Here is a 25,215-nt window from a genome sequence, read left to right on the forward strand (position 1 = left end):
TCAATTCAAAAGGACGTCAATGTGACTGAGCTTCATCCCGAACTCCGAGAAAACGTACGAATGCTGGGCGAGCTGCTGGGCCAGAGCATACGGCGGTATCCAGGACAGGATTGCTATGAACTGATCGAGGAAATCCGTGCGGCGGCCAAGGCAGATCGCCGCCAGGAAAGCGGATCCGGGCAGCGGCTTGTAAACCTGCTGGGCAAGTTGAGCGATGATGAACTGCTTCCGGTTACCCGGGCGTTCAACCAGTTTCTGAACCTGGCCAACCTGGCCGAGCAATACCATGGCATCCGTCGCAAGCGGGGCCATCAGTCAGACCTGATGGTGGAATCTCTCGGTGAAGTGTTTGAGCGGTTGAAGCAGGGCGATGTGACGCCGGAAGAACTTCATCAGAGGGTCGCGGACCTGCGCATCGAGTTCGTCCTTACGGCCCACCCTACTGAAGTGGCCCGGCGCACCCTGATCATGAAATACGACGAAATGTCGGACTGCCTGGCACGGCTGGACCATGACGACCTGATGCCGGCCGAGCGGGAGGAGATCGTTACCCGCCTGTCCCAGTTGGTTACGGAAGCGTGGCACACCGACGAAATTCGCCATGAGCGACCAACCGCAGTGGATGAGGCCAAGTGGGGCTTTGCGGTTATAGAAAACAGTCTGTGGCAGGCACTGCCCCAATTTCTGAGAAGCCTGGATACTTCCTTGCAGGACGCCACCGGGAAGGGCCTGCCCCTGCAGGCATCCCCCATCCGGATTGCATCCTGGATGGGCGGTGATCGCGATGGTAACCCGAACGTTACCCATAAGGTCACCCGCCGGGTCTTCCTGCTTGGCCGCTGGATGGCAGCGGATCTCTACCTTCGTGATATTCAGGCGCTGCGGGCGGAACTGTCCATGTGGCAGGCAAGCGACGAACTCAAGGCAGTTGTCGGTGATTCCCGGGAACCCTATCGCCATGTGCTCGCCGAACTTCGCGAACGGCTGATCAAAACCCGGGACTGGGCCGAGGCGAGCGTCAATGGCGAAACCGCGGACGCCAGCGGGATCCTGTTCGAGAATGAGGATTTCACCGGCCCCCTGGAGCTCTGCTATCGATCCCTGGTTGAGTGTGGGCTGGAAGATATTGCCAACGGCCCTCTGCTGGATACCATCCGGCGGGCACATACCTTCGGCCTGCCGTTGATCCGACTGGACATTCGCCAGGAAGCGAGCCGCCACGCCGAGGCCGTCGCCGAGATGGTCGACTACCTCGGCCTGGGGGATTACCTGTCCTGGTCCGAACAGGAGCGTCAGGCGTTCCTCGTGCAGGAGCTACAGGGCCGACGTCCGCTGGTCCCACGCAATTGGGAGCCCTCTGAATCCGTTGCGGAGGTGCTGGCGACCTGCGAGGTAGTGGCGCAACAAACCCCGGAAGCTCTCGGCTCCTACGTGATTAGCATGGCCAGCAAGCCCTCCGACGTGTTGAGCGTGATTCTGCTGCTGCGGGAATCGGGGATGAAGTTTCCGATGCGGGTCGTCCCTCTGTTTGAAACCCTGGACGACCTGCGTGGCGCGCCGGACAGCATGTCGGCTCTGTACGAGGTTGAATGGTACCGGGAGTATTGCCAGGGCCGTCAGGAAGTGATGATCGGCTACTCGGATTCCTCCAAGGATGCGGGTCAGCTGATGGCGGCGTGGGCCCAGTATCAGGCCCAAGAGAAACTTACCCAGGTCGCCCGCCAGTATGGGGTCCACCTGACCCTGTTCCACGGTCGGGGCGGCACCGTTGGCCGAGGCGGTGGGCCTGCCAACCGGGCAATTCTGTCCCAGCCGCCGGGCTCGGTTAACGGCAGTTTCCGGATCACCGAGCAGGGGGAGATGATTCGTTTCAAGTTCGGTTTGCCCCGGCTGGCTGTTCAAAGTCTGACGCTCTACACCACCGCCGTCATTGAAGCCACACTGGCTCCGCCACCCAAACCGGAGGACAGCTGGCGTGAGACCATGGACTGGCTCACCGAACGCTCCCTGAAAGCCTACCGCGATGTGGTTCGGGAGAATCCGGATTTCGTGCCTTATTTTCGTCAGGTCACACCCGAGCAGGCCCTGGGCAAGCTGGCGCTGGGCAGCCGACCGGCGCGGCGCAAGGCCACCGGCGGCGTGGAAAGCCTGCGGGCAATACCCTGGATCTTCGCCTGGACCCAGATGCGGCTGATGCTGCCCAGTTGGCTGGGCAGTGACGTGGCGCTTGAAGAAGCGGCCCGCGATAACCGGTTGCCGGTACTGAGGGAAATGATGCAGGGCTGGCCGTTCTTCCGCACTTACGTCGACATGCTGGAAATGGTGCTGGCCAAGGCGGATCTGCGGATCGCGAGTTATTATGAACAGACCCTGCTTGATGATGACCAACTGAAAGCCCTGGGTGAAAGCCTTCGAACCCGGCTGCAGGGATGCATCGAGCGGCTTCTGGAGCTCAAGGAGCAAACGGATCTGCTTGAGGCGGAGCCCGTGTTCGCGCACTCTATGCGAGTCCGCAACCCCTACACCGATCCATTGCACTACCTGCAGGCCGAGCTGCTGCGACGAGATCGGGAAAGTGAGGGCAAGGGCGAGGTTCCCGAACTGGTGGAGCGCGCCCTTAAAGTCACCATGGCGGGTATCGCTGCAGGTATGCGCAACACCGGCTGATCAATACAGGTGTCGAAATCAGTGCTGGCAAAGGCCGGGTAGCCTGGCCGCTGACAACGAACGAAGGGAGTAAGCTGTGGCTCTGGCTGCACGATTGGAACGTTTTCTTGCCCGCAAGGGCATCAGCTATCGGGAGCTCCCGATTGATCAGGTGACCAGCCTCGATGCGGCAGTTATGGCCTCGGGACTGTCGCAGGATTCTTTCATTCAGGCCACTCTCCTGATCGATATTACCGGTGTCGTGATGGCAGTGCACAAGTTCGACAGTTCCCTCGATCCGGATGCCGTTCACCAGTTGACCGGCCGGCGCCTCCAGCCACTTACCGCACGGCAGACCATGCGGCTGTTCGGGGATTGCGACCCCGGCTTCACGCCCCCCATCGGGCAGGCCTATGAATTGCCCGTGATCGTCGATGAGGATGTGATACTGGCGGATCAGGTCGTGTTCTCCAGTGGTACCGATCATTCGCTGATACAGATGGATGGTCGCTCACTCCGGTTGGCGCTGGCAGGCGCCAGGGAAGGCCACCTGGTTATCCGGGGGCCGGGCAATGGCAACCGCGAGGCCCTGACGCTCGAGGAAGTGGCCGACAAGCTTCAGAAACTCTACCGGTTGCCACCAATGCCGGCTCTCGCCCTGCGCATTCTGCGGTTGACCGCCAATACCGATGCCACCGCCCGGGAGCTTGCCGAGCTGATCGAGTTTGACCCGAGCCTGACCGCCCAGATCATGCGCTATGCCCGCTCTGCACTGTTCAATTATCCCGGCCAGATCAACTCGGTCCAGGAAGCGGTTACCCGTGTCCTGGGCTTTGATCGCGTGGCACATATCGCCCTGGGCATTGCCTCCGTTCGCGCCTTTGAAGTGCCCCGCCAGGGGATGCTGGGTATGGACAATTTCTGGCGCCACTCGCTGTATTGCGCGTTCCTGTGCCAGATCATTGCTCCGCGATGCGGCGCCGAGAAAGGACTGGGTTATCTGTGCGGTCTGCTGCACAACTTCGGCCTGTTGCTGGTGGGGCATCTTTTCCCGGCAGAATTCGATGAACTCAATGAGCTTCGCGAGGCCAATCCCGAAGCCAGCATGCACTCTCTCGAACAACAGGTCTTCGGACAGGGCAATGGGCAGGAAATCCTGTCGGTTGGCCATGGTGCCATTGGCGGAATACTCCACCGTTTGTGGCAACTGCCGGATCCGGTGGTCAAGGCGGCCGGTGTTCATCAGCAGTCGGGTTACCATGGTGAGCATGAGAACTACGTCCTCATGGTTCAGTTGGCGAATGCCCTTCTGAAGGATCGCGGTATTGGCGATGAGTTTAACCCCGATGATGTGCCCTCTCTGCTGGAAGGCCTGGGGCTGCAGCCGGACGTTGTGGAAGAACTGAACGCCGAACTGGAACGTGTGGCTCCCGATCTGGACGCACTGGCCAACTCCCTGTCATCCTGACACCCTGTCTGTATTCGCTGGGAAATGCGCACTTCCGGTGCATGATACGGAGGTCGACTTTCTCTGACGTGGCTGACTTCGTATAATGCGCCTTCGCCGTTTCCGGCTGACACCTGTTCCGTGCAGGAGAGGCTGTCGCAAAGGCAGAGGTTTTTGCCACAGCTTTTCAAATGATAATGACTAAAACGGGAGCACAGCGTTATGCGAATCATCATGTTAGGCGCACCGGGCGCAGGCAAGGGGACTCAGGCCCAGTTCATTACGGAACGGTTTGATATTCCCCAGATCTCCACCGGTGACATGCTGCGCGCGGCGGTAAAGGCGGAGTCCGAGCTGGGCAAGCAGGTCAAGGAAGTCATGGCAACGGGCGGGCTGGTGTCGGACGACATCATCATTGCGCTGATCGAGGAGCGCATCCAGCAGCCGGACTGCAAGAACGGTTTCCTGCTGGATGGTTTTCCCCGCACGATTCCCCAGGCCGAGGCTTTGAAAGAGCAGGGGATTGCCATTGATTATGTGGTTGAAATTGCCGTCGATGACGAGGAAATCGTCAGTCGTCTGTCCGGTCGCCGAGTACATGAAGGCAGCGGTCGCATCTACCACGTGAAATACGATCCGCCCAAAGTTGAGGGCAAGGATGATGAAACCGGTGAACCTCTGGTTCAGCGCGAGGACGACAAGGAAGAGACGGTTCGCAAGCGTCTGAAGATCTATCACGACCAGACCGCACCGCTGGTCGGCTACTACCAGGACTGGGCTTCGAAAGACCCTGCAGCCGCGCCGAAATATGTTCGCGTGGAAGGCGTTGGCAGCCTTGACAGCATTCGCGACCAGATCCTTTCAGAACTCAAGTAAATTATTGGCATCCTGACCTGAGGTTTTCACACCGGTGAAACTGTTGGCATTGGATACGTCATCAGAGGGCTGCTCGGCAGCCCTTCTTGTTGATGGCGAGATCTCCGAACGCTTCGAGCTTGCCCCCAGAGGCCACACCCGGCTGCTGATGCCAATGGTGCGGGAACTGCTGGCAGAGAAAAATCTGGCCCCGGCCGAGCTGGATGCCCTGGCGTTCGCCCGCGGCCCCGGATCTTTCACTGGCGTGAGAATCGCAACCGGTGTCGTGCAGGGGCTTGCCTGGGGGCTGGATATCCCGGTGGTGCCCGTGTCGTCACTGGAGGCGGTTGCATTGGGCGCCATTGATAGCATGGATATTCCCGAGAACGGCGGCATTGCGGTGGCATTCGACGCGCGTATGGGAGAGCTTTATTGGGGGTGTTTTGCTGCCCGTTCAGGACTGCCGGTGGCTCTGGCTCCGGAACAGGTCTGTCCGCCGGAGGCAGTTAGCCTGCCCGCCGCCACCGAAGGCTGGTGCGGAGCTGGTCCGGGCTGGCAGTATCGCTCCGCAATGCCGGTGGAGGTATCTGAGAGTGTTGATAACGTAGATGAGACTCTGGTACTTCGTGCTGCCTGGGTAGCGCGTCTTGCGGCGAATGCATACGAGCAGGGGAAGACGGTGTCAGCGGAGCAGGCTCAACCGGTGTACATCAGGGATGAAGTGGCCTGGAAAAAACTGCCTGGCCGATAGTCTCACCGGCTGTCTTCGCGAATCCCGGAACGCCAGGCTGGGTAAGAAGTGATCATCCACCTTTTCTTCCTCAAGATAATCTTTCATACTTTCGGTTCACGTTTTCCTGTCATCCGGCCAGCGGTATCTGAACATGATTGGCGGTATTAATCCGGGTAACAATTTCAATTTCCAGACCGGCAACAACAGCCCTGTCCGGGAGCGCAGTGATACGGCCCGGGCGCCTGCATCAACGCCGGAGAAAACACCCGATGCGGCTCGCCGTGACCTCGCCGATGGTCGCCAGGGCATTGTCAGCGAACGCAATGCGACCGAAAGCCTCGAGCGCCGTGTTGAGGCCCGTCGTGCCGCCGAAGACGCCCGTCTGGAGCGTTTCCGTGCCGACGAGGTCTCGCTGCCAGCCGCTAGGGCTCTCTCCACATTTGCCTCTGTAGCCGCTGCCGGTCAGGAAGCAGGCGGCGATGGTAGCCTGGCCGGGATTGATATTCTGGTCTGATGCCTGACTCCTCCTCGCCCGAACCCTCTGCCCTTTGCAGCACCATCGCTGTTGCCCACAGTGCACTTGGCGACCGAGTCCAGGCCGAAAGTCTGGCCCAATCGCTTGGGCTGACTAACCTGGGTGTTGTTCGCCCAAGAGATGTCACGGACTTCCCGGTTTTACTATTTCTTGATGAGCTGGGCCTTGGCCTGCAGGTCACCGGCAAAGGTGCGCCAGGGCCAGTTCGTGCAGAGTTCGTTACCGGAAAAATGGGGTACCGGCGTGAGCATGGTGGTGGCGCGGGCCAACTGGTGGCCAAGGCGGTTGGCCTGCAGAAAACCCGAGCCACCCTGGATGTGGTTGATGCAACGGCGGGACTGGGCCAGGATGCCTTTGTTCTCGCCAGCCTTGGCTGCAGGGTCACATTGTTCGAACGCAATCCGGTTATTCATGCGCTGTTGGCCGACGGTTTGGCGCGGGCAGCGATGAACGTGGATTGCGCCGCCATTGTCGAGCGCATGCGGCTGCTGGAAGGCAGCAGTATTGAGTGGCTGGCACAAAGTGAAATCGAAGCCGCGGACGTTGTCTATCTGGATCCGATGTTCCCACATCGAGACAAGTCGGCCCTGGTAAAAAAAGAAATGCAGGTGTTTCGCACCATCGTGGGTGACGACGAAGATTCCGGACAATTGCTGGCGAGCGCGCTCGAGCATGCTCGTTACCGGGTGGTGGTGAAGCGGCCCCGTAAGGCGCCGGCGATTGAAGGACCGGAGCCGACCACCCGCGTGGAAGGCAAAAGTAGCCGCTATGACGTGTATTCGATTCGGGCGCTGCCGTCCCGGTGAGCGCCGTCAGGCGCCCATCATGGTAACCTGCTGGATAGCCTGTCGCTTCTCGACGCTCAGCACCAGACGGGCATCATCAGCCACCTCATCCAGCCCTTCCCCGTAGCACAGCAAGCCATTATCGTCGGTGGTGATCACACCATTGTTCTGCATATTGGCAATGAAGTTCCGGAACAGGCTCTTGTCAAAGAATTCCGGTGCATTGAGACCGAACAGGATGGACATGCGTTCGGCGAGCAGGGCGCTCTGCTCTTCCAGTTCGGCGGCGCTGATCTTGCCCGAACCGTACTTGCGCAGAATGCCCAGGGCAATGTGGTAGCGCTCGACCGTCTGGATGATAAAGCGGGACAGCACCCTGAGCCTGAGCATGGCTTCGGTGCCTTCCTCTGGTCGTCCGATCCGGTCATCGTACAGGGGCTTTAGCAGGCCCTGTTCAATAAGAACATCAATCCACTGATTGATCACGTTTCTGGCTTCATCCGGCTGGTACTTCAGGAAAAGCTCGGATTGAAGGTAGGGGTAGGCCACGCTGGCAAGGAAGACGATCTTGTCGCGCCCCAGTGAATCCTTGTTTTCAAACAGGCTGGCAATCAGTGAGGGCAGTGCGAACAGGTGCTGGATGTTGTTCCTGTAGTAGGTCATCAGGATCGCGTTGCTGCCCTCCAGGGCAATGATATCGCCGAGCTTTTGCGGCTGCCGGCTGATCAGACCCATACCCTCGCAGTAAGCGACCCAGTCTTTGCCCGAGCCCTCGGGCAGGGTCACGGTTTCCGCGTAGGGGAAGGCTTTGAGCAGGGCTGCGTATTGATCCATCAGGCGGATCAACTGGCCCTCATCCATCGCCAGTCGTTCGGTACCCAGCAGCACCGTTGCGGTCATGCCGATCGGGTTGACGGCAACAGAGGCGTTAATGCTGGACGCCACCCGGAACGACAGTTCTGAAACCGCGCTGTTGAGCCACTTGGGACGATACTCGGCGTCGTAGGCCTCGTCTCGCCAGCTGCTGTTTACGTCGTCGAGAACCTCGGACAGATGGATGGCCTCGCCGAAGTTTACCGCGACGCGACCAAAGGAGTTGCTGAGTTTGCGGACGGTCTTGGCCAGGCCGAAGACGCTCTCTTTCTCTTTTTTCTTGCCGCGAAGTTCGCCCAGGTAGGAGCGCCCTTCCATAACCTTTTCATAGCCAATGTAAACGGGCACGAACACAATGGGTTTGCGATGGTCGCGCAGGAAGCTGCGAACGGTCATTGCCAGCATGCCTGGCCGGGGCTGAAGCATCCGACCCGTGCGGCTGCGACCACCCTCGACAAAATACTCCACGGAATAGCCGCGGGAGAACATCACATGCATGTATTCATTGAAAACGGTAGCGTACAGGGGATTGTCCTTGAAGCTGCGGCGCATGAAGAAGGCCCCGCCACGGCGCAGGATCGGTCCGACAATGGGCATGTTGAGATTGATACCTGCCGCGATGTGCGGCGGCATCAGGCCATTCTTGTAAAGCACGTAGGACAGCAGCAGGTAGTCGATGTGTGACCGGTGGCAAGGCACGTATACCACCGCGTTGTCCTGGGCGACTTCTTTCACCACCCGGATATTGTTGATGGCAATACCGTTGTAGATCCGGTTCCACAGCCATGACAGCACCACCTCAAGGAAGCGGATGGTGACGATGGACATGCTGGCGGCGATTTCGTCCGCGTATTTGTAAGCCTTGGCACGTACTTTTTCCGGCGGGATGTCGTCTTTGGCTGCGGTCTCCCTGATGGCCTCCTTGACTGCCTGAGTGCGCACCAGCCCTGCCACCAGAGTACGACGATGGGAGAGATCTGGGCCCAGAACGGCCTGGCGAACGCGGCGGAAGTGGGTTCTCAGAATCCGTGCCAGCTTGCGGTTGGCGCGCTCCTCGCTGTGCCGGTATTCATCGATAACCTGCTTCAGCGAAAGCGGCTGGTTGAACTGCACGTAGGTATTGCGGCCGTGAACCATGATGATCAGGAACTTCTGAAGCCGGCCGGCAATGGACCAGGTATCAGACAGCAGCAGTTTGACCAGGGATTTCTCCTTGTCAGGGGAGCGGCCCCAGAACAGGGAGACAGGCACAATCTGGACATCTTGGTCCGGGTGTTCCAGACCATAGCGCACCAGTGCCTGGAATTCGTTCGTAGGTGCCGGAGCCTGGCGACCTCGGAAAAAACCACCAATCCGGCGATAGAGAAAAAAGAAGGAGTGGGATGGGCCATTTTTCACTGGGAGTGCTTCGGAGGCGCCCGGCAGTCCCGCCCGGATGACTTCCTGCTCGAGAACCAGGCGGCTGGAAAGGGAGCTGTATTGCAGCACGTAGCAGACCGGTTTGTCGGGATCCAGGGCGAGGGCGTCAACGCTGTTGCCGCTGACATCGGTCCGGACCCAGATGAACAGTATCTTGCGGAAAAGGGTCAGGATCAGGCTGCGAATGCCCTGGTAAAGACGCATAAAGTGCAACTCCGTTGAATAAACAGGTGCCAAGTTTACTTGGTTGAGTTCAGGGCGGAAAGTCGAGCTTTCATTCTTGGCCGGTGCAGCAATGTGGTACATTTCGGACTCATCTTTTTATCACCCAGTTGATTCATCGAATGGTGGTCGCAATGACTCAGTGGATACCCGGCTGGACGACCCGGCGGCCAGAAAAAAGCGATCTGATCCTCGCCTTGTCGGGGTCTGGAGTGGTCAAGGCTGAAAACGGCTGGCTGCATTCCGGCGACAGCGATCTTTTCGAGGGCGGGTTGCCCGAGTCAGTGTCACTGGGCAGCTACGACGGCCGGGACCTGTTTGTTACCGAATTACCGGCGTCTGGCCTTGGTGACCAGGAGGTGATTCCGCTTCGGGATGCTTTGCTGATGCTGAGCGACGCGCCTGCGGATATGCTCAGTACCGGCTTCCAGGTCTGGCAGTGGTGGCGAGACCATCGGTATTGCGGCCGCTGTGGACAGGAAACCGGTTTTCATCCCCGGGAACGGGCCAAATGGTGCGACCCTTGTGGCCTTCCCTGGTATCCGAGGTTGGCGCCCTGCGTGATCGTGGTCATACGCAGGGAGGATCGGTTTCTGCTCGCCAAGTCCTCAAGGGTCAAGCGGCACTTTTACAGCCTCATTGCCGGATTTGTCGAGCCGGGGGAAAGTCTTGAGGGCGCCGTGCACCGTGAGGTGAAAGAGGAGACCGGACTGGATGTCACCAACATCCGCTATCACGCCTCGCAACCCTGGCCATTCCCCCATCAGCTGATGGTCGGCTTCTTTGCTGACTACGCGGGAGGGGAACTGGTACTCCAGGAAGACGAACTTGCCGATGCTGACTGGTTCCTGCCCGGTGATACGCCACCGGTGCCGCCGGAAACCACGATTTCTGGCCGCCTTATCCGGGCCATGGAAAATGAGATTTCCCGGGGAGGCATTCCGGTTTGAACGAGCAGGGACCTCCAAGGGTATTGGTGTTCGACTCCGGCGTGGGTGGGCTGAGCGTCGCAGCCTGTATTCACCGGCATTTGCCCGGGCTGGAGCTCGTCTACCTGGCGGATAACGCAGGTTTCCCCTACGGCGACAAATCCGAAACGGTCGTGATTGATCGCTGTTGCGCACTGATTAATTCAGCCCTGGCGCTTTACCCGTCGGACGTTATCGTGGTGGCCTGTAACACGGCCAGCACGGTGGTTTTACCCTATTTAAGGGCCATGACAAAGGTGCCGGTTGTGGGTGTAGTGCCCGCCATCAAGCCGGCGGCGGCAAAGACGATTAACCGGCGGCTGGGGTTGTTGGCAACACCGGCAACAGTTCGCAGACCTTACCTCGACAGGCTGGTCGAGGAATTTGCCGGCGATTGCCGGGTAGAACGTATTGGCCATCCGGGGTTCGTACGCTGGGCGGAAGACCTGGTTTCTGGTATCGAGGTTCCTCTTGAGGAGCTGAACGAGGCAATGAAGCCTTTCCGGGAAGCGGATGTGGACACGGTGGTTCTCGGCTGCACTCATTATCCACTGTTGCTGGAGAGCCTGAAGCAGAGTTTGCCATCGGTTCGTTTCTGGGTGGACTCGGGAGAGGCTATTGCACGGCGAGTGGCCTGGCTGCTGGATCAGGCTGGGCAACGTGCGTTGGCTGAAAACCAGATCTGCAGGGAAGGGGAGCGTCCCGTGATCGCAGCTTTGTTTTCGGGGTCGGCGCCTGACGGAATCACAGCCTTCATGACGGGGCTTGGACTGGCGCCCAAAGAGCTCAATGAAGGCTGGCCCGGCGGAGCGCCGGGGGCTACAGCAACCGGGTCAGCTTGAACATGGCGAAGAATTCTAACGCCGGGATCGATCGCTTGTGACAACAGTAGGTCTTGAAATTCTCGCCCCGGAAACGCGACTTGGTGAATTCCAGGCCCTTGAAGTTGTAAAGGAAATTACCCTTCTCATAGACTCCGTGCAAAAGGCGCTTCAGTAGTCGGCTCTCCTGATGTTCCGTCGCCGAATCCAGTGACAGTGGAATCAGGCCCAGATCGAGATAGGGCACGCCCTCGGCCCTGAACACTTCCATCGCATGGGCCATAAGGGTATAGAAAATGCCCTGGCGGAAATCGGCATTGGCCCGGGAAATGTTGGGCACATAGCTGATGATCTCGTTATTCCGATAGATCGGGTCGAAATAAATGAACCCGACGGCTTTGCCGTCCTGGTAGGCGTAGAAATGTCGTTCGTTTTCCCGATAGTCCATTTCCATGGGACGGATCAGAAAACGGATTTCATTGCTTTTGCATTTCCGGGTTCGAATCCAGGCTTCGGAGATTTCCCGGGTGTGGTCGTCGCTGAACCTTTCCTTGACGGTGATGCCGTTTTTCTCAGCCTGGTTCAGTGCGGTCCTGAGAATCTGTTTCTTCTTTCCGCTCAGAGACCACTTGCTCAAATCAATGCGGGACTCGCTGCCGAACTGTGTGCCGTAAAGGCCGAAGCGCAGATGGAGAAAATCGACCACAGGCTTGGATACCTGTATGTAGCTGGCATTGGGAAATTTCTGGTGAAAGCTCTCCAGCAGGCTGCCAAAGTCTTCCGGGGCACAGACCGGATCAGAGAGCACGAAGGTCGCACCCCATTTGCGCATGTAGGCGATGTAGCCCATGCCCGGTACATCGAAATACTGCATGCCCGGCTGCAGGGTCGAGAACGACTGGGAGTGGGTTCCGTACTTCTTCAGGAATCCGACCCGCTCGGTAAACGTGAATGAGCCGCTTTCCAGTGTGCCAACCCTGTCCAGTGCGAGGATCTGATCCGACATGCTGCTGCTCCCTGTTTGTTTTTGTTGGGTGACTCTCTAGCGAAGGTAATCAGGCCTGTTTGCGTCCAAGAATGGACCAGTAGCAGTTCATGTTCAGAAGCTTGAAGTGCTTCTTGTCGGTGACCTGAAGGCCCAGGCGCTGCATGTGCTCGGGATAGTTATAGATTTTGTGGAAGGCGTTGTTGGCGAACAGCCAGAAGATGAAGACTGCCATGTACCAGTAGAGCTTTTTGAACATTCGGGAAAGCAGGTTGCCCGTGGGGTAGGAAAAGTCGCCAACAACCACGCGGGCGTCTGCTTTGCCCAGGCGTATCAGATGCTCCAAAACCCGGACCATCATGTCTTCGTCGAATACGTTGAGGAAAAAGTTGGCCACCACCATGTCGTACTGTTCGAACTCATCCACCTTCATGATGTCGCTGTGGATGCGACGGATAGTAAGGTGCGGGGCTTCCTTTTCCTGAGCCTCGGCAAACTTTCTCAGCATGGTTTCGGAAAGGTCCACCACGGTTACATTGGCGCCCAGCTCGGCGGCCCGAATGGCATCCCGACCGTGGCCGACCCCGGCAAACAGTATTCTGTCCCCTGGCTGCACGGTTTCAACGTCCAGCATCGCTGTCTTGCAGCGGTGAATGTTTTTTCCGCTGTAAAGGTTGCTCAGGAAATCGTAGACGGGACCAATGTACTTGTACTTGTCGCGCATGATGACTGCTGCCTGTTCTTGTTCCTTGGATGCCGTCACCGTTTTTGTCGTTATTGGTCCGAGAATGTCGGACATTCCGGTGATCAGCGCCTATGGAATCGAGCTTAGAGAACAGGATGGGAGAAATATGTGCAGTAATGCGCATTTCCGGATACACAAAGTAACGTACTGCAATACTTTGCAAACCAGATCGCGGTTTTATATCGGAGTGTCAGACAATAAATAATCGTCTATCAGAATGATGCGGCTTTGGCTCGTGTGGTACCCAAGGCTCTGGAAATTTCCACGGCGGGCCTGGCCGGTCCGTAGAAGAAGCCCTGAACCTGATGGCAGCCAAGGCTTCGAAGGTATTCCAGTTGCTCGTCGGTCTCCACGCCTTCGGCGACGATCTCCAGTTTCAGCCCGTGGGCCATGGCGACGATGGCATTCACAATGCAAGCGCCGTCGTCGCCGCTGCGAATGGCCTTTACGAAGGATTGGTCGACCTTCAGGGTATGGATAGGGAGGCGGTGGAGGTAATTCAGTGACGAATAGCCGGTGCCAAAATCGTCAATTGCTATGCGGACACCCAGAGCCGCCAGTTCCCGGAGTTTTTGGGAAATCTGCTCAAGGTCGTTCATGATCACGTTTTCGGTGATCTCGATTTCCAGGTTGCCGGCCGGGAAATTGTGGGCTTTTACCTGCTGCATCAGGGTTTCCACAAATCGCGGGTGTTCCACCTGGATAGGGGACAGGTTCACGGCCAGCCTGAGATCGTCGTGGCCGGCCCGGATCCAGCGGCCAACGTCCTGGCAGGCCTGATCCAGAACCCGTTCACTGAGCTGGCCAATGAGTTTGGTCTCCTCCGCCAGGGGCAGAAAATCTCTGGGGTAGAGCAGTCCCCGTTCGGGGTGCTGCCAGCGGACCAGGGCCTCGAGGCCGACGATCCGGTTGGTTTTGGAACACACCTGGGGTTGGTAAAACACCCTCAACTCGTCCCGCTCCAGAGCCAGGCGCAAATCCCGCTCCAGGTTAAGACGGTTGGCCGTATCGATACTCATGCTGTCGGAATAGAATCGGTACCCGTCCTTACCCTTGCCCTTGACGTGATACATGGCGATGTCTGCGTTCTGGATCAACTGATCCATGGATTCGCCGGCTTCCGGGAAGATGGCGATACCGATACTCACACCCACGAACACCTCGTGATCACCCAGTTGAAAAGGCGCCCTGAGGGCATCAATCAGCTTCTTGGCGATCTGTCTGGCATCTTCGTGATTGTGGATCGAGGGCAGTAGCAGGGTGAATTCGTCGCCACCGAAGCGGGACAGGGTATCGCCCTTGCGCAGACATTTTTCAAGGCGATGGGTTACCGCCTGCAGCAATCGATCACCCATGGCGTGGCCGAGGGTATCGTTGATGACCTTGAAACGGTCCAGATCCAGGAACATCACGGCGAGTTTCTGACCGCCACGTTTGGCGTGGGTGATCGCAAGCTCGAGACGGTCCTTGAAAAGGGCCCGGTTTGGCAGGCGGGTCAGCAGGTCGTGATAGGCCTGGAAATTGATGAATGCTTCGGCTTCCTTTCGCTCGGTGACATCACGGGCGGTGCCGTAATAGCGCGCGCCATTGCCATTTCCGCCGCCCTGGGTGGATCCGGAATGGGGCCAGGTCTGCGGATCGATTGGAAAGGCTGTTATCTCGAAGTGTCGGGTTGCCCGGCGGCTGCCCCGGGTCTTAAGGCGAACCTCGAGGGTCCTGGGGTTGTCCGCGGTGATGTTGGGGCCCTTGAGCGCCAGGGTTCCCCGGGTCACGTCACGGTCATCCAGGATGTGTCGGAAGTGTTGGCCACAGAGTTCCGCAGGCTGGTATCCGAGCAGGCTCTCGACCTTGCTGTTCACAAAGCAGAAGTGGCCGTCCTGATCGAGCATGAAAACGATGTCGGGGGAGCTGTTTACGATGTAGCGATGCAGGGCCTCGGATTTCTCGAGCCGCATCTGAATGTGTTCGTGGGCCTCGAGCAGAGATTTCTTTCCGATAACGCTCTCAACGGTGGCCAGCAGCTCTTCAGGGTCGAAGGGTTTGCGGATGTAGTCCAGGGCGCCCCGGCGAAGGGCTCGGCTTACGGCGCTGAAAGAACTCTCGCCGCTGACCACAATCACTCCGCAATCCGGTTGCCCATTGGCAAGGTGGGCCATGACATCGAAGCCGTTGACCTCTGGCATCCGGAGATCCAATAGCGCCAGATCGAATGGTTCCTGATCAATCAGGTCACAGGCTTTTCGACCACCGTGTGCTTCCGCAACCTCGTAGCCCCGGTTGCGCAACAGCGAAGCCAGAGTATTCAGCAGGCGAGGTTCATCGTCCGCTACCAGTATCCGTGCCGTTAACCCGTGACTGAAAGGCTGATCAGTTTGTTCAGGTGCCATCGGTCTGTATCCGTCGTTTGTGCGTCAGTCTGTCTCGTTCTTTTTATGGCTGGCCGCCGGAAGCAGAATCCTGAAGGTGGTGCCTTCCTGCCCCGTTCGACAAGCTATGATGCCCTCCATGTCATCGACTAGCTGCTTCACAATACTCAGGCCCAAACCGCTGTGGCCTTCTCCCTTTGTGGTTTTTACCGGTGAGAACAGGGTGTCCCGTATTTCACCGGGTATTCCTCTACCTGTATCTTTGATTTCCAGCTCAACCCAGGTGCGATGGTTCTGCCACACTGGAGAAGCGGTATGAATTTCAACAGTGCCACTATCCTCGGGTAGGCTTTCCGCAGCGTTACGAACCAGGTTGATCACTACCTGGCGAATTCTGGTGGTGCTGGCCGCAACCCGTGTTGGTTCGCTGCACAGTGATAGCTTCAGATTTCGGTTCCCGGAGCTGAACAGGCTATCTTCAAGGATACGTGCGAGACTTTCCAGCTCAGTATTGAGCTCAACTCCTTCATCACCCGGTCCTACGGCGTCAGTATGACTCATTTGCAGTAAAAGGTTACCGGCCCGGTCCAGCTCATCCCGAATGACGTCCAGTTCCTGCTGGACGCCGGCATCCTCGAGCCTGCCGCGGAGCTGATAAATGTATTGTCTGATGATGGTAAGCGGGTTGCTGACCTCGTGCACCTGTTTGCGCAGCCGTTCGCGGGCTATTTCCTGATCCAGCCCTTCTGATCCGGCCTCTGCGCTGGCGGTCGCAAGATTTCGGTTTGCCAGCACGGAGATCAGCTGGCGGGTAAAGATATCAGCCAGTTCCAGAGTCGTCGGTAGATGGTCGTTGTCGGTACCCAGGGCGAAGACGCCCGGGCAATCGTCGCCGCCCTTCACCGGCACGGCCAGCAGTGACGGTGTGTGTAATAGCGAGAGTAACTGACGGTCCAGTACCGTGGGTGAACGTTCCCCAAGGCTGACTGGCAGCCCGGAAATAAAAGCTTCCGTGAGAACACTCCCGCCTGGCTTGGCAGTTACCGCAAGTTCGGGGATGTCGCCAATGGTGCCGGACAGGAGCACGAGATTATCTCCCGTGTGCCCAAAGCACAGTGCCGGAAGGCCTGTGATCAGGGTAAGGCTGTTTACGGTTTCGGCGAGAATATCTTCGGTTTCACCGGTCAGGTCGGCCAGGTTGATGGCCTGGTTCGCCATGGCTTGACGAAGAATGGTCTGTTTCAGCTGCCTTGAGGCGCTTTCGCCACAGTAATCCTCGTCCAGCGGGATTCCCATGGAGGCCGCCATGCCCGAGACTTCATGACCGATGCGGCGGTTGATTTCACGGGTCAGTTCTTCGTTGAGCCCGAATACCGTGCCTGCCGCTGCAATGCCGGCGGCATCGGACAGAGCCAGGCGGGTTGCGAGACTGATCAGCTTCACCAGGTGGCCGGCATCCCTGAGTTCCGAGGGCAGCGCCTGCTGATAACGCATGGCATCGGCTGCCATGGGGCCCAGGCCCCAGGAGGCCACGAGTTCGGCGGCAATGTCTGACTGGTGATCAAGATAGTGTTGCTTCGCCTCGGTGGCTGGCGTTTTAATAGCGATCAGTTCGCCGATGTTGTGCAGCATGCCCAGCATGAAGGCTTCGTCTGGCTCCGGATACCGGGTAAGGGTTGCCAACGCCCGGGCGGTTAGTGCGGTAGTCAGCGAGTGGCGCCAGAAGTCTCTGAGTTGCTGCCATTCCTCGCCGCCCAGCTCAAACAGCAGCTGTCTCAGGGCTGCGGTCAGAACCAGAGTGTGAAAACGGCGGGTGCCGAGTCTGAGGAGTGCCTGGTCAACCGATCGAATGGGGGTAGAGGGCCCGTAAAGGGCGGAATTGGCCAGTGCCAGTATGCGAGCCACCAGCGCCGTATCGGCAGAGACAATTTCGCTGATTTTTCGGTAGCTCTCGTCCTGATGGCATGCATCGAGCGCCCGCAGGGTCACCTCCGGTAGACTCGGTAGCTGTAGATCAGGCGCGATGTGCATAGGCTTACCTGCCGTGCGACGAAAAAGTCAGTATCTGACGGAGCGTTCATTCTTATTGTCCGAAAAGAGCTTAGACAATAATCCGTCGTTATTAAATACTTATTGCTCTTTTTTTAAGCAATATATTATCTGATTCGTGATATGTGTAGAATTTTTACAGGTTAAAATACTGAAAACCGAAAAATCAGGGACCTAGATTACCGGTGATGAACGCCAGAGAACCTGTCAAGCACAATCCGAACCAACCCCGCACCATCGCAATTGCTGGCGGTAAAGGTGGGGTGGGTAAGACCTCGGTCGCCCTGAATCTTGCGCTCACCCTGGCAAGGCAGGATAACCGGGTTTTGTTGCTGGATGGCGACACCGACCTTGCCAATGTCAGCATCATGGTTGGCCTATACCCGAGAAAAACCCTTGCCAATGTGATGGCCGGAGAGTGTCGTCTGGAGGACGTCATCCTTGAGACCGATTACGGGCTGCACATTGTACCAGGGGCCTCCGGTGTCCAGGAGTGCATGGACATGGGGCCGACCGAGAGTCTTCGAATCCTGCGGGCACTCTATAACCTGGAAAATCGTTACGATTACGTCATTACCGATACCGCTGCCGGCCTGCAGGCTGCCGGGCTCCATATGATTGCCGCAACAGAACTGGCTTGTATGGTGGTGACCCCGGATCCCGCGTCCCTGACGGACGCCTTCTCGCTGATCAAGGTGCTCAGGCGCAGGGGCTACAATCGGATACCTAGCATTCTTGTGAATATGGCCCAGGGGGCCAGCCAGGCCAGGTCCGTCTTCCAGCGTCTGGATGCCGCTGCCCAGCGCCACCTGGGGATCTCGCTCCACTACATGGGTGGCATCTGGCGCGACGAGACCCTTCGCCAGTCGGTTCTCAACCAGAAGCCTGTCGCGCTTCTGCCTGTGTCGGACCCCTCATGCCGACAGTTCCACACCCTTGCCGACATGCTGGACGTGAGGCTTTCCCAACTGCCCAGGCGAAAGGCAGGCATTGCGGCTTACTGGCATAAGGTGTCAAAAAGGGAATCGGCAAATCCGAAAGCGTTGGGCAAGCCCGAACCTCAAACCGGGAACGAGACGCCATCGCTGAAGCATCGGTGCCTGAAGGCCGTGGATGAGATTGAGGCGGTGTTCAGTGAAGCACCGGTCGACCCACTGCTGCGTTATGAAGCATTCACTCGGCTTTTTGCACTGCTTGGGAGCACGCTGGACAGTGATGTCATCGAGATTATCCAGACCGGACTGGGAGCGTTCCAGTGGGAGAATCTCAGCCCCGAGCGCAAGAGTCATCTGGCGATCCACCTCCGTGACCTGGCGGACCAGATTTCGCCCCCCGCACAGGAACCGCAAAGCCGTGAGTTGATCCACCCGGTACTGCGCGAGCCTTTCTACGACCGAATCAGCTTTGGCGAGCAGGATCGCCTGGTGCGGGTGCTAAAGGAGCAGCCGGCGGATATCTCCCTGGATCAACTCCTGCGGTCTCTTTCAGGTAATGATCAGGGACGCTCCTGACCGGTAAAAATACCTGCCTCCTTTTCCGTCATTTTATTAGCACTTTTTGTAGCGTAACTTTGCTGTGTGTCACCGCTCTGTAAATAAAGTTGTGCAAGGATTGACCATAAATCTGAATCGTGGCCCGCAATATGCACTGAGTCTTCCGTACCTGATTCACAAACTTTTCTTTGGTTGGCAGGTGTGCGCCGACAACGAATCGAAATGAGAAGGAGTTCTCCCATGGCAACACAGCAGTTGAATCCCGAAGCGTCGTCCAAAGTACTTGAGCGGCTAAGGGGCAAGCATGTTCTGATTACCGGCACCACCGGTTTTCTCGGCAAGGTGGTACTGGAAAAGCTGATTCGCGCCGTCCCTGACATCGGCGGCATTCACCTGCTGATCCGTGGTAACAAGCGCCATCCCAATGCCCGGGAGCGGTTTTTTGACGAGATCGCGACCTCGTCAGTCTTTGATCGGCTGCGCCAGGATGACAACGAAGCGTTCGAAACCTTTATCGATGAGCGCGTGCACTGCGTGACCGGGGAAGTGACCGAGCCATTGTTTGGCCTGTCCGCAGACCGTTTCCGCAAACTGGCCGGAGGTATTGATGTGGTCATCAATTCCGCCGCCAGTGTGAATTTCCGTGAAGAGCTCGACAAGGCGCTTGCGATCAATACGCAGTGCCTTGAAAACGTCGCCGAACTTGCCCGACAGAACAAGTCCCTGGCGGTTCTTCAGGTTTCCACCTGTTATGTGAACGGCATGAATTCGGGGCAGATCACTGAGACGGTAATCAAGCCGGCCGGTGAGCCTATCCCCCGGAGTACGGAAGGCTATTACGAGATCGAGGAACTGGTTCGGCTGCTGGAAGACAAGATTGCGGACGTTCGTTCTCGCTATTCGGGAAAAATGCTTGAAAAGAAGCTGGTGGACCTTGGCATCCGTGAAGCCAACCATTACGGCTGGAGCGATACCTACACCTTTACCAAGTGGTTGGGTGAGCAGCTTTTGCTAAAGGCCCTGGCAGGGCGTGCCCTGACCATTGTCCGTCCATCGATTATCGAGAGCGCACTCGAGGAGCCCGCGCCGGGCTGGATTGAGGGCGTGAAGGTGGCCGACGCGATCATCCTTGCCTACGCTCGAGAGAAGGTTACGCTATTCCCGGGCAAGCGGTCCGGCATTATCGATGTGATCCCCGTGGATCTGGTGGCCAATGCAATCATCCTGGCCGCTGCCGAAGCCATTGCTGATACTCCCCGTCACCGGATATACCAATGTTGCAGTGGCAGCTCTAACCCGGTTTCCCTGGGGCAATTCATTGATCACCTGATGGCGGAATCCAAAACCAACTTCGCAGAATACGATCAGCTGTTCTATCGCCAGCCGACCAAGCCCTTTATTGCGGTGAACCGCCGGTTGTTCGACGCCGTTGTCGGCGGGGTGCGCATTCCCCTGAGCATTACCGGGAAAGTCTTGCGTATGCTGGGCCAGAACCGCGAGCTGAAAGTGCTTCGCAACCTGGATACCACCCGCTCCCTGGCAACCATCTTTGGTTTCTATACCGCGCCGGACTATATCTTCCGCAATGACGACCTGCTGGCCCTGGCCGCCAGGATGGGGGAGCTGGACAAGGTGCTGTTTCCGGTAGACGCACGACAGATTGACTGGGCGGTATACCTGCGCAAGATTCACCTTGCAGGGCTCAACCGCTATGCCCTCAAGGAGCGTAAGGTATACAGCCTGCGCTCAGCCAAAGCCCGTAAAAAGGCAGCATGAATCCGAAGCCCGGTCCCGCAGACCGGGCTTTTTTTTACCCGGCCGCTTTCCTTCCCGGTTTGCCATCGGCCCCAACCGAACTATCCTTTAGAAAGCTTCTCGTTCGGCGCAATTTACCGTTGTTTTCTTGCGGGATATCGACTTTTTTGGGCTAAAAGTTCAGGCGGATTAGGACGTTAGTCTAATTCATTGTGTAGTGGCTAGCATGGTGAACTACCACTATCCGTCTAAAGGGCCGGAGAGGCCGCAACGTCTGAATTCCAAAACCGACAATGACAACAGACTCTGACTAAAGGGGGAGCACAATGACTGATAAACAGGTATATCCGGTAAGTCCGGAAGTTGCCAAGCAGGCGCTTCTGAACCGGGAACAGTACGAAAAAATGTATCGCCAGTCAGTCGATGACCCGGATACCTTCTGGGGTGAGCACGGCAAGCGCCTTGAGTGGATCAAGCCCTACACCAAGGTGAAAAACACGACCTACGACTACAACAACCTGTCCATCAAATGGTTCGAAGATGGCCAGCTGAATGCCTCTGCCAACTGCCTGGACCGTCACCTCGAGAAGCGTGGCGACCAGACCGCCATCATCTTCGAAGGTGATGATCCTGCCGATTCGCGTCACGTGACCTATCGCGAACTGCACGAAGAGACCAGCAAATTCGCCAACGTCCTGAAAGGGCTGGGCGTAAAAAAGGGTGATGTAGTTACCATCTACATGCCAATGATTGTCGAGACAGCCGTCGCCATGCTCGCCTGCGCCCGGATCGGCGCAATCCACTCTGTGGTTTTTGGTGGTTTCTCTCCGGAAGCTCTGGGTGCGCGCATTGTAAACGGCAAATCCCGTTTCGTGGTGACTGCCGATGAGGGTGTTCGCGGCGGCCGCAAGATTCCGTTGAAGAAGAACGTGGATGCGGCCCTCAAGAACGAAGACACCGCCAATGTAGAAAAAGTCGTGGTTGTCACCCGCACCGGTAATTCCGAAGTGCCCTGGAATAACGCCCGCGACGAGCGTTACGAAGATCTGATGAAGTCTGCCTCCGCAGACTGCCCGCCAGAGCCCATGAACGCCGAAGATCCGTTGTTCATGCTTTACACTTCCGGCTCCACTGGCGCACCGAAGGGTGTGCTCCACACCACCGGCGGGTACATGGTCTATGCCTCCATGACCCATGAGTACGTGTTCGATTATCACCCGGGTGACGTGTACTGGTGTACGGCGGATTTTGGCTGGGTGACCGGCCACAGCTACATCCTGTATGGCCCGTTGGCCAACGGTGCCATCACCGTTCTGTTCGAAGGTGTGCCTAACTACCCGGACAGCTCGCGCATGGGGCAGGTGGTCGACAAACACAAGGTGAATATTCTCTACACCGCACCGACCGCGATCCGTGCCCTGATGGCTGAAGGCGAGTCCTGCATGAACGGCACGACCCGTGAAAGCCTGAAATTGCTGGGCTCCGTGGGTGAACCCATCAACCCTGAAGCCTGGGAGTGGTACCACCGGGTTATCGGCAACAGCAAGTGCCCGATCGTGGACACCTGGTGGCAGACCGAGACCGGCGGCATCCTGATTTCGCCGCTGCCCGGCGCCATTGATCTGAAACCCGGCTCCGCAACCGTTCCGTTCTTCGGTGTCCAGCCGGCACTGGTGGATAACGACGGCAATATTCTTGAGGGCAAGACCGAGGGTAACCTGGTTATCCTGGACAGCTGGCCTGGCCAGATGCGCACAATCTATGGCGATCATGAACGTTTCGCCCAGACCTATTTCAGCACCTACAAGGGCATGTACTTTACCGGTGATGGCGCCCGTCGCGATGAGGACGGCTACTACTGGATCACCGGCCGAGTGGACGACGTTCTGAACGTGTCCGGTCACCGCTTGGGTACAGCGGAAGTAGAGAGCGCGCTGGTTGCCCATGATAAAGTCGCCGAAGCGGCCGTCGTTGGCTATCCCCATGAAATCAAGGGGCAGGGCATCTACGTCTACGTAACCCTGGTTCATGGCGAAGAGCCTTCTGATGAGCTGAAGAAAGAACTGGTGCAGTGGGTCCGCAAGGAGATCGGCCCGATTGCCTCGCCGGATGTGATCCAGTGGGCGCCTGGACTGCCGAAAACCCGTTCTGGCAAGATTATGCGCCGGATTTTGCGTAAGATTGCCTCTAACGAGCACGACCAGTTGGGTGATACGTCGACGCTGGCAGATCCGGGTGTAGTCGATGACCTGATCAGCGGTCGTGCGAACCAGTAACGCCTGTGTGTTACCAGGCCACGTACCTGTAAGGAATCTGTTGAATGGCACAAACAATTATCGTCGCTGATGATCACCCGCTGTTTCGCGCAGCATTGAAGCAGGCGGTCAGTCAGGCGGTGCCCGATGCCGAGACGGTGGAAGTCGACAGCATCAAGGCACTGCAGGCGGCGGTAGAGTCGCATCCGGATGCGGATCTGGTTCTGCTGGATCTCAATATGCCGGGTGCCCACGGCTTCTCCGGGCTCGTGTTCATGCGCGGGCAATACCCGGGGCTGCCGGTGGTGGTTGTGTCAGGTTCCGAGGAATTACAGGTGATGCGCCGCTCGATTGACTACGGCGCTTCCGGCTTCATTCCTAAGTCGGCGCCGTTGCCCACCATCACGGAGGCGATTCAGGCGGTCCTGGAAGGGGATGTCTGGTTGCCGGCGGGAGTGGCTGAGAAGATCGAGCGGATGCATTCGGATGCCACGGACTTTTCCGAGAAGTTGGCGTCGCTTACGCCACAGCAGTTCCGGGTGCTGGGTATGCTGGCCGAGGGGCTTCTGAACAAGCAAATTGCCTATGATCTGGATGTTTCCGAAGCGACCATCAAGGCGCATATCACGGCGGTGTTCCGGAAGCTTGGGGTTCGGAATCGGACCCAGGCGGTGATTGCGATTCAGCAGATGGAGATCGATCCTTCGGATCAGTCGTTGTCTGGTAGCTGATTTGGTTTTACTGGTTTGAATTGATAGCGAGCGGGAGCCTTCGGGCTCCCGTTTTTGTTTCTGTCATTTGTATTGGTTTCCCAGCCCGCTTGTTTGGGGCGGTGCCGGATGAAGAGGACCTCCACCCGGCACTCTCAAGTCTCAGAAAGATTTTCCGGTGTTATAAATTCGGTACAGGTGTTCTATTTTTTATCTCCTTTTTCTCGGCATCTAACCATTGGTGTTGCCATCACAGTTGTTGTTCGCTAAATTCAGCGCACATATGTACTCTGAAGTAGTATTCTATGGCTGAATTTAATCGATTAGTAAAAGGTGAAAAATGAACGCTGCCGTACAGCCCGACTCGCTGGGCCCGACCGGTTTTGGCAAGCCAGACGAGCGGGAACTCAGGGATAGAATGAAGAAGGAACTGCCGGCGGATACGTTCAAGCCGCAAACCTGGCGGGTTATCTGGTTTCTGCCTTTGCAGTTGATCATCTGGGGAGGTATTTCGACCATTTTGCTGGCGGGGTTGCCGTGGTATTTGAATCTGGGGCTTGGTCTGCTGGTGGGCCATACCATTGGTTGTCAGGCGTTGCTGGCCCATGAGGTGCTACACGGGGCGCTGGGTATGAGCCGGCGCTGGCAGAACTTTTTTGGTTGGTTGGGGTTCGGGCCGTTGATTGTGCCGCCTGAGTTCTGGCGTCGGTGGCACAATGTGGTGCATCACGGAAATACCAATGCGGGTGATGTGGACCCGGACAGTTTTGGCACCCTGCGTCGCTACAAGGCGGACCCGAAGCAGAAGAAGTTCACCAAACTGGCTCCCGGTTCAGGGACGTGGTACAGCTATCTGTTTCTGACTTACTCCTTTACCTTCCACGCCCAGTTGGTGCTGTGGTTTCAGGCCAGACGGCGGAAGCAGTTCAAAGGGTTTGATCGCCGCAGGGCCATCCGGCAATCGTTCGCCTGCGTGGCGGCGTGGGCGGTGTTGGCAATCGTGTCCGGACCGCTGGCGGTGTTTACGGTTTTGATTCCATTTATGGCCGCCAACGCTTTGGGGCAGGGCTATATCCTCACCAATCATTTCCTGCGCCCGCAAACGGCAACCAACAACCCGCTGGATAACTCCATGAGTCTGCGCAGCCACCCGCTGCTGGACCGGCTGCATTTCCGGTTCAGTCACCACGTTGAGCATCACTTCTTTCCGAAAATGGGCCACAACATGGCGCCGCGGGTTCGTCGGTGGCTGGAGGACAATTATGGCGACCGGTATGTGGCCATGCCACACAGTACTGCGCTGAAGCTGCTTTACAGCACGCCTCGGGTTTACAAGTCACCGACGGAGCTGGTGGATCCGAATAATCCGGAACGTGTGTTTGATTTGTTGCCTTTGCAGCAGAGGTTTTCCGCAAGTAATCGTGTGTAGGCGAGTATTGTCGGATTACGCCTATGGCTAATCCGACCTACGCGCTTAGGTTTCGGTTAACTCTGAGGAGTGAGGGGCGGGACGGGTTTCCAAAACCGTGCGGAGCCATGGGTGAAGAGCGTGA

At 57.5% G+C, this 25,215-nt stretch carries 18 protein-coding genes; 13 read left to right on the forward strand and 5 right to left on the reverse strand.

All coding sequences use genetic code 11. From position 1 onward, the window contains the following. Positions 1-21 precede the first annotated feature (21 nt). The 6 genes from ppc to NUW46_RS05630 all read left to right on the forward strand — a co-directional run bounded on the left by ppc (position 22) and on the right by NUW46_RS05630 (position 7,022). Positions 22-2,667: a phosphoenolpyruvate carboxylase gene (ppc, locus tag NUW46_RS05605; RefSeq protein WP_349343697.1), complete on the forward strand. Its 2,646-nt coding sequence runs from the start codon at positions 22-24 to the stop codon at positions 2,665-2,667. Between the two features lie 76 nt (positions 2,668-2,743). Beyond that, positions 2,744-4,114, forward strand: a complete 1,371-nt coding sequence (locus tag NUW46_RS05610) for an HDOD domain-containing protein (protein ID WP_305966604.1) — start codon at positions 2,744-2,746, stop codon at positions 4,112-4,114. A gap of 201 nt (positions 4,115-4,315) precedes the next feature. Further along, entirely contained in the window at positions 4,316-4,969 is a 654-nt protein-coding gene (gene adk, locus NUW46_RS05615) for an adenylate kinase (RefSeq protein WP_069184132.1), read from the forward strand. Positions 4,970-5,003: 34 nt separating this feature from the next. Then, positions 5,004-5,699 carry a tRNA (adenosine(37)-N6)-threonylcarbamoyltransferase complex dimerization subunit type 1 TsaB gene (tsaB, locus tag NUW46_RS05620; protein ID WP_291909775.1) on the forward strand — a complete coding sequence of 232 codons (696 nt, stop codon included), beginning with the start codon at positions 5,004-5,006 and terminating at the stop codon, positions 5,697-5,699. A gap of 133 nt (positions 5,700-5,832) precedes the next feature. Further along, positions 5,833-6,195, forward strand: coding sequence for a UDP pyrophosphate phosphatase (locus NUW46_RS05625; RefSeq protein ID WP_069184134.1), 363 nt, complete (start codon positions 5,833-5,835; stop codon positions 6,193-6,195). Then, entirely contained in the window at positions 6,195-7,022 is an 828-nt protein-coding gene (locus tag NUW46_RS05630) for a class I SAM-dependent methyltransferase (RefSeq protein WP_349343696.1), read from the forward strand. Before NUW46_RS05625 ends, NUW46_RS05630 begins: the two co-directional genes overlap by 1 nt. Before the next feature lie 6 nt (positions 7,023-7,028). On the opposite strand, the gene plsB is transcribed toward NUW46_RS05630, so the two are convergent. Next, a complete protein-coding gene (gene plsB, locus NUW46_RS05635; RefSeq protein WP_418141581.1) occupies positions 7,029-9,497 on the reverse strand; it encodes a glycerol-3-phosphate 1-O-acyltransferase PlsB in 2,469 nt (822 codons plus the stop codon). A 152-nt stretch (positions 9,498-9,649) separates the two neighbouring features. Here plsB and nudC point away from each other — a divergent pair, with 152 nt between their 5' ends. Beyond that, the gene (gene nudC / locus NUW46_RS05640; protein ID WP_418141582.1) at positions 9,650-10,465 is read left to right on the forward strand and encodes an NAD(+) diphosphatase; all 816 of its coding nucleotides are present in this window, start codon (positions 9,650-9,652) and stop codon (positions 10,463-10,465) included. Beyond that, on the forward strand, positions 10,462-11,325 hold the full coding sequence (murI, locus tag NUW46_RS05645) for a glutamate racemase (RefSeq protein WP_418141583.1): 864 nt from the start codon (positions 10,462-10,464) through the stop codon (positions 11,323-11,325). Before nudC ends, murI begins: the two co-directional genes overlap by 4 nt. Here the strand turns inward: murI and NUW46_RS05650 are convergent. The 4 genes from NUW46_RS05650 to NUW46_RS05665 all read right to left on the reverse strand — a co-directional run bounded on the left by NUW46_RS05650 (position 11,303) and on the right by NUW46_RS05665 (position 17,431). Further along, positions 11,303-12,310, reverse strand: a complete 1,008-nt coding sequence (locus NUW46_RS05650; protein WP_069184139.1) for a DUF2156 domain-containing protein — start codon at positions 12,308-12,310, stop codon at positions 11,303-11,305. The genes murI and NUW46_RS05650 overlap by 23 nt on opposite strands. 49 nt (positions 12,311-12,359) lie before the next feature. Continuing rightward, positions 12,360-13,013, reverse strand: coding sequence for a class I SAM-dependent methyltransferase (locus NUW46_RS05655; protein WP_209401106.1), 654 nt, complete (start codon positions 13,011-13,013; stop codon positions 12,360-12,362). Positions 13,014-13,246: 233 nt separating this feature from the next. Further along, positions 13,247-15,421: an EAL domain-containing protein gene (locus NUW46_RS05660; protein ID WP_222466271.1), complete on the reverse strand. Its 2,175-nt coding sequence runs from the start codon at positions 15,419-15,421 to the stop codon at positions 13,247-13,249. A gap of 24 nt (positions 15,422-15,445) precedes the next feature. Then, the gene (locus NUW46_RS05665; protein WP_418141584.1) at positions 15,446-17,431 is read right to left on the reverse strand and encodes an HDOD domain-containing protein; all 1,986 of its coding nucleotides are present in this window, start codon (positions 17,429-17,431) and stop codon (positions 15,446-15,448) included. Positions 17,432-17,637: 206 nt separating this feature from the next. Between NUW46_RS05665 and NUW46_RS05670 the strand changes: the two genes are divergently transcribed. The 5 genes from NUW46_RS05670 (at position 17,638) to NUW46_RS05690 (ending at position 25,091) form a co-directional block, all read left to right on the forward strand. Further along, positions 17,638-18,960 (forward strand): MinD/ParA family protein, encoded by a 1,323-nt coding sequence (locus NUW46_RS05670; protein WP_418141585.1) that lies wholly within the window; start codon positions 17,638-17,640, stop codon positions 18,958-18,960. 222 nt (positions 18,961-19,182) lie between these two features. Beyond that, on the forward strand, positions 19,183-20,718 hold the full coding sequence (locus NUW46_RS05675; protein ID WP_136631806.1) for a fatty acyl-CoA reductase: 1,536 nt from the start codon (positions 19,183-19,185) through the stop codon (positions 20,716-20,718). Between the two features lie 305 nt (positions 20,719-21,023). Continuing rightward, complete coding sequence (gene acs / locus NUW46_RS05680) at positions 21,024-22,973, forward strand: acetate--CoA ligase (RefSeq protein ID WP_136631807.1); 1,950 nt, start codon at positions 21,024-21,026, stop codon at positions 22,971-22,973. 44 nt (positions 22,974-23,017) lie between these two features. Then, positions 23,018-23,683: a LuxR C-terminal-related transcriptional regulator gene (locus tag NUW46_RS05685; protein ID WP_069184146.1), complete on the forward strand. Its 666-nt coding sequence runs from the start codon at positions 23,018-23,020 to the stop codon at positions 23,681-23,683. A 319-nt stretch (positions 23,684-24,002) separates the two neighbouring features. Then, positions 24,003-25,091 (forward strand): fatty acid desaturase family protein, encoded by a 1,089-nt coding sequence (locus NUW46_RS05690; RefSeq protein ID WP_418141586.1) that lies wholly within the window; start codon positions 24,003-24,005, stop codon positions 25,089-25,091. Positions 25,092-25,215 lie beyond the last annotated feature (124 nt).

The organism is Marinobacter sp. MA, assembly GCF_048298425.1.
Taxonomy (GTDB): domain Bacteria; phylum Pseudomonadota; class Gammaproteobacteria; order Pseudomonadales; family Oleiphilaceae; genus Marinobacter; species Marinobacter salsuginis.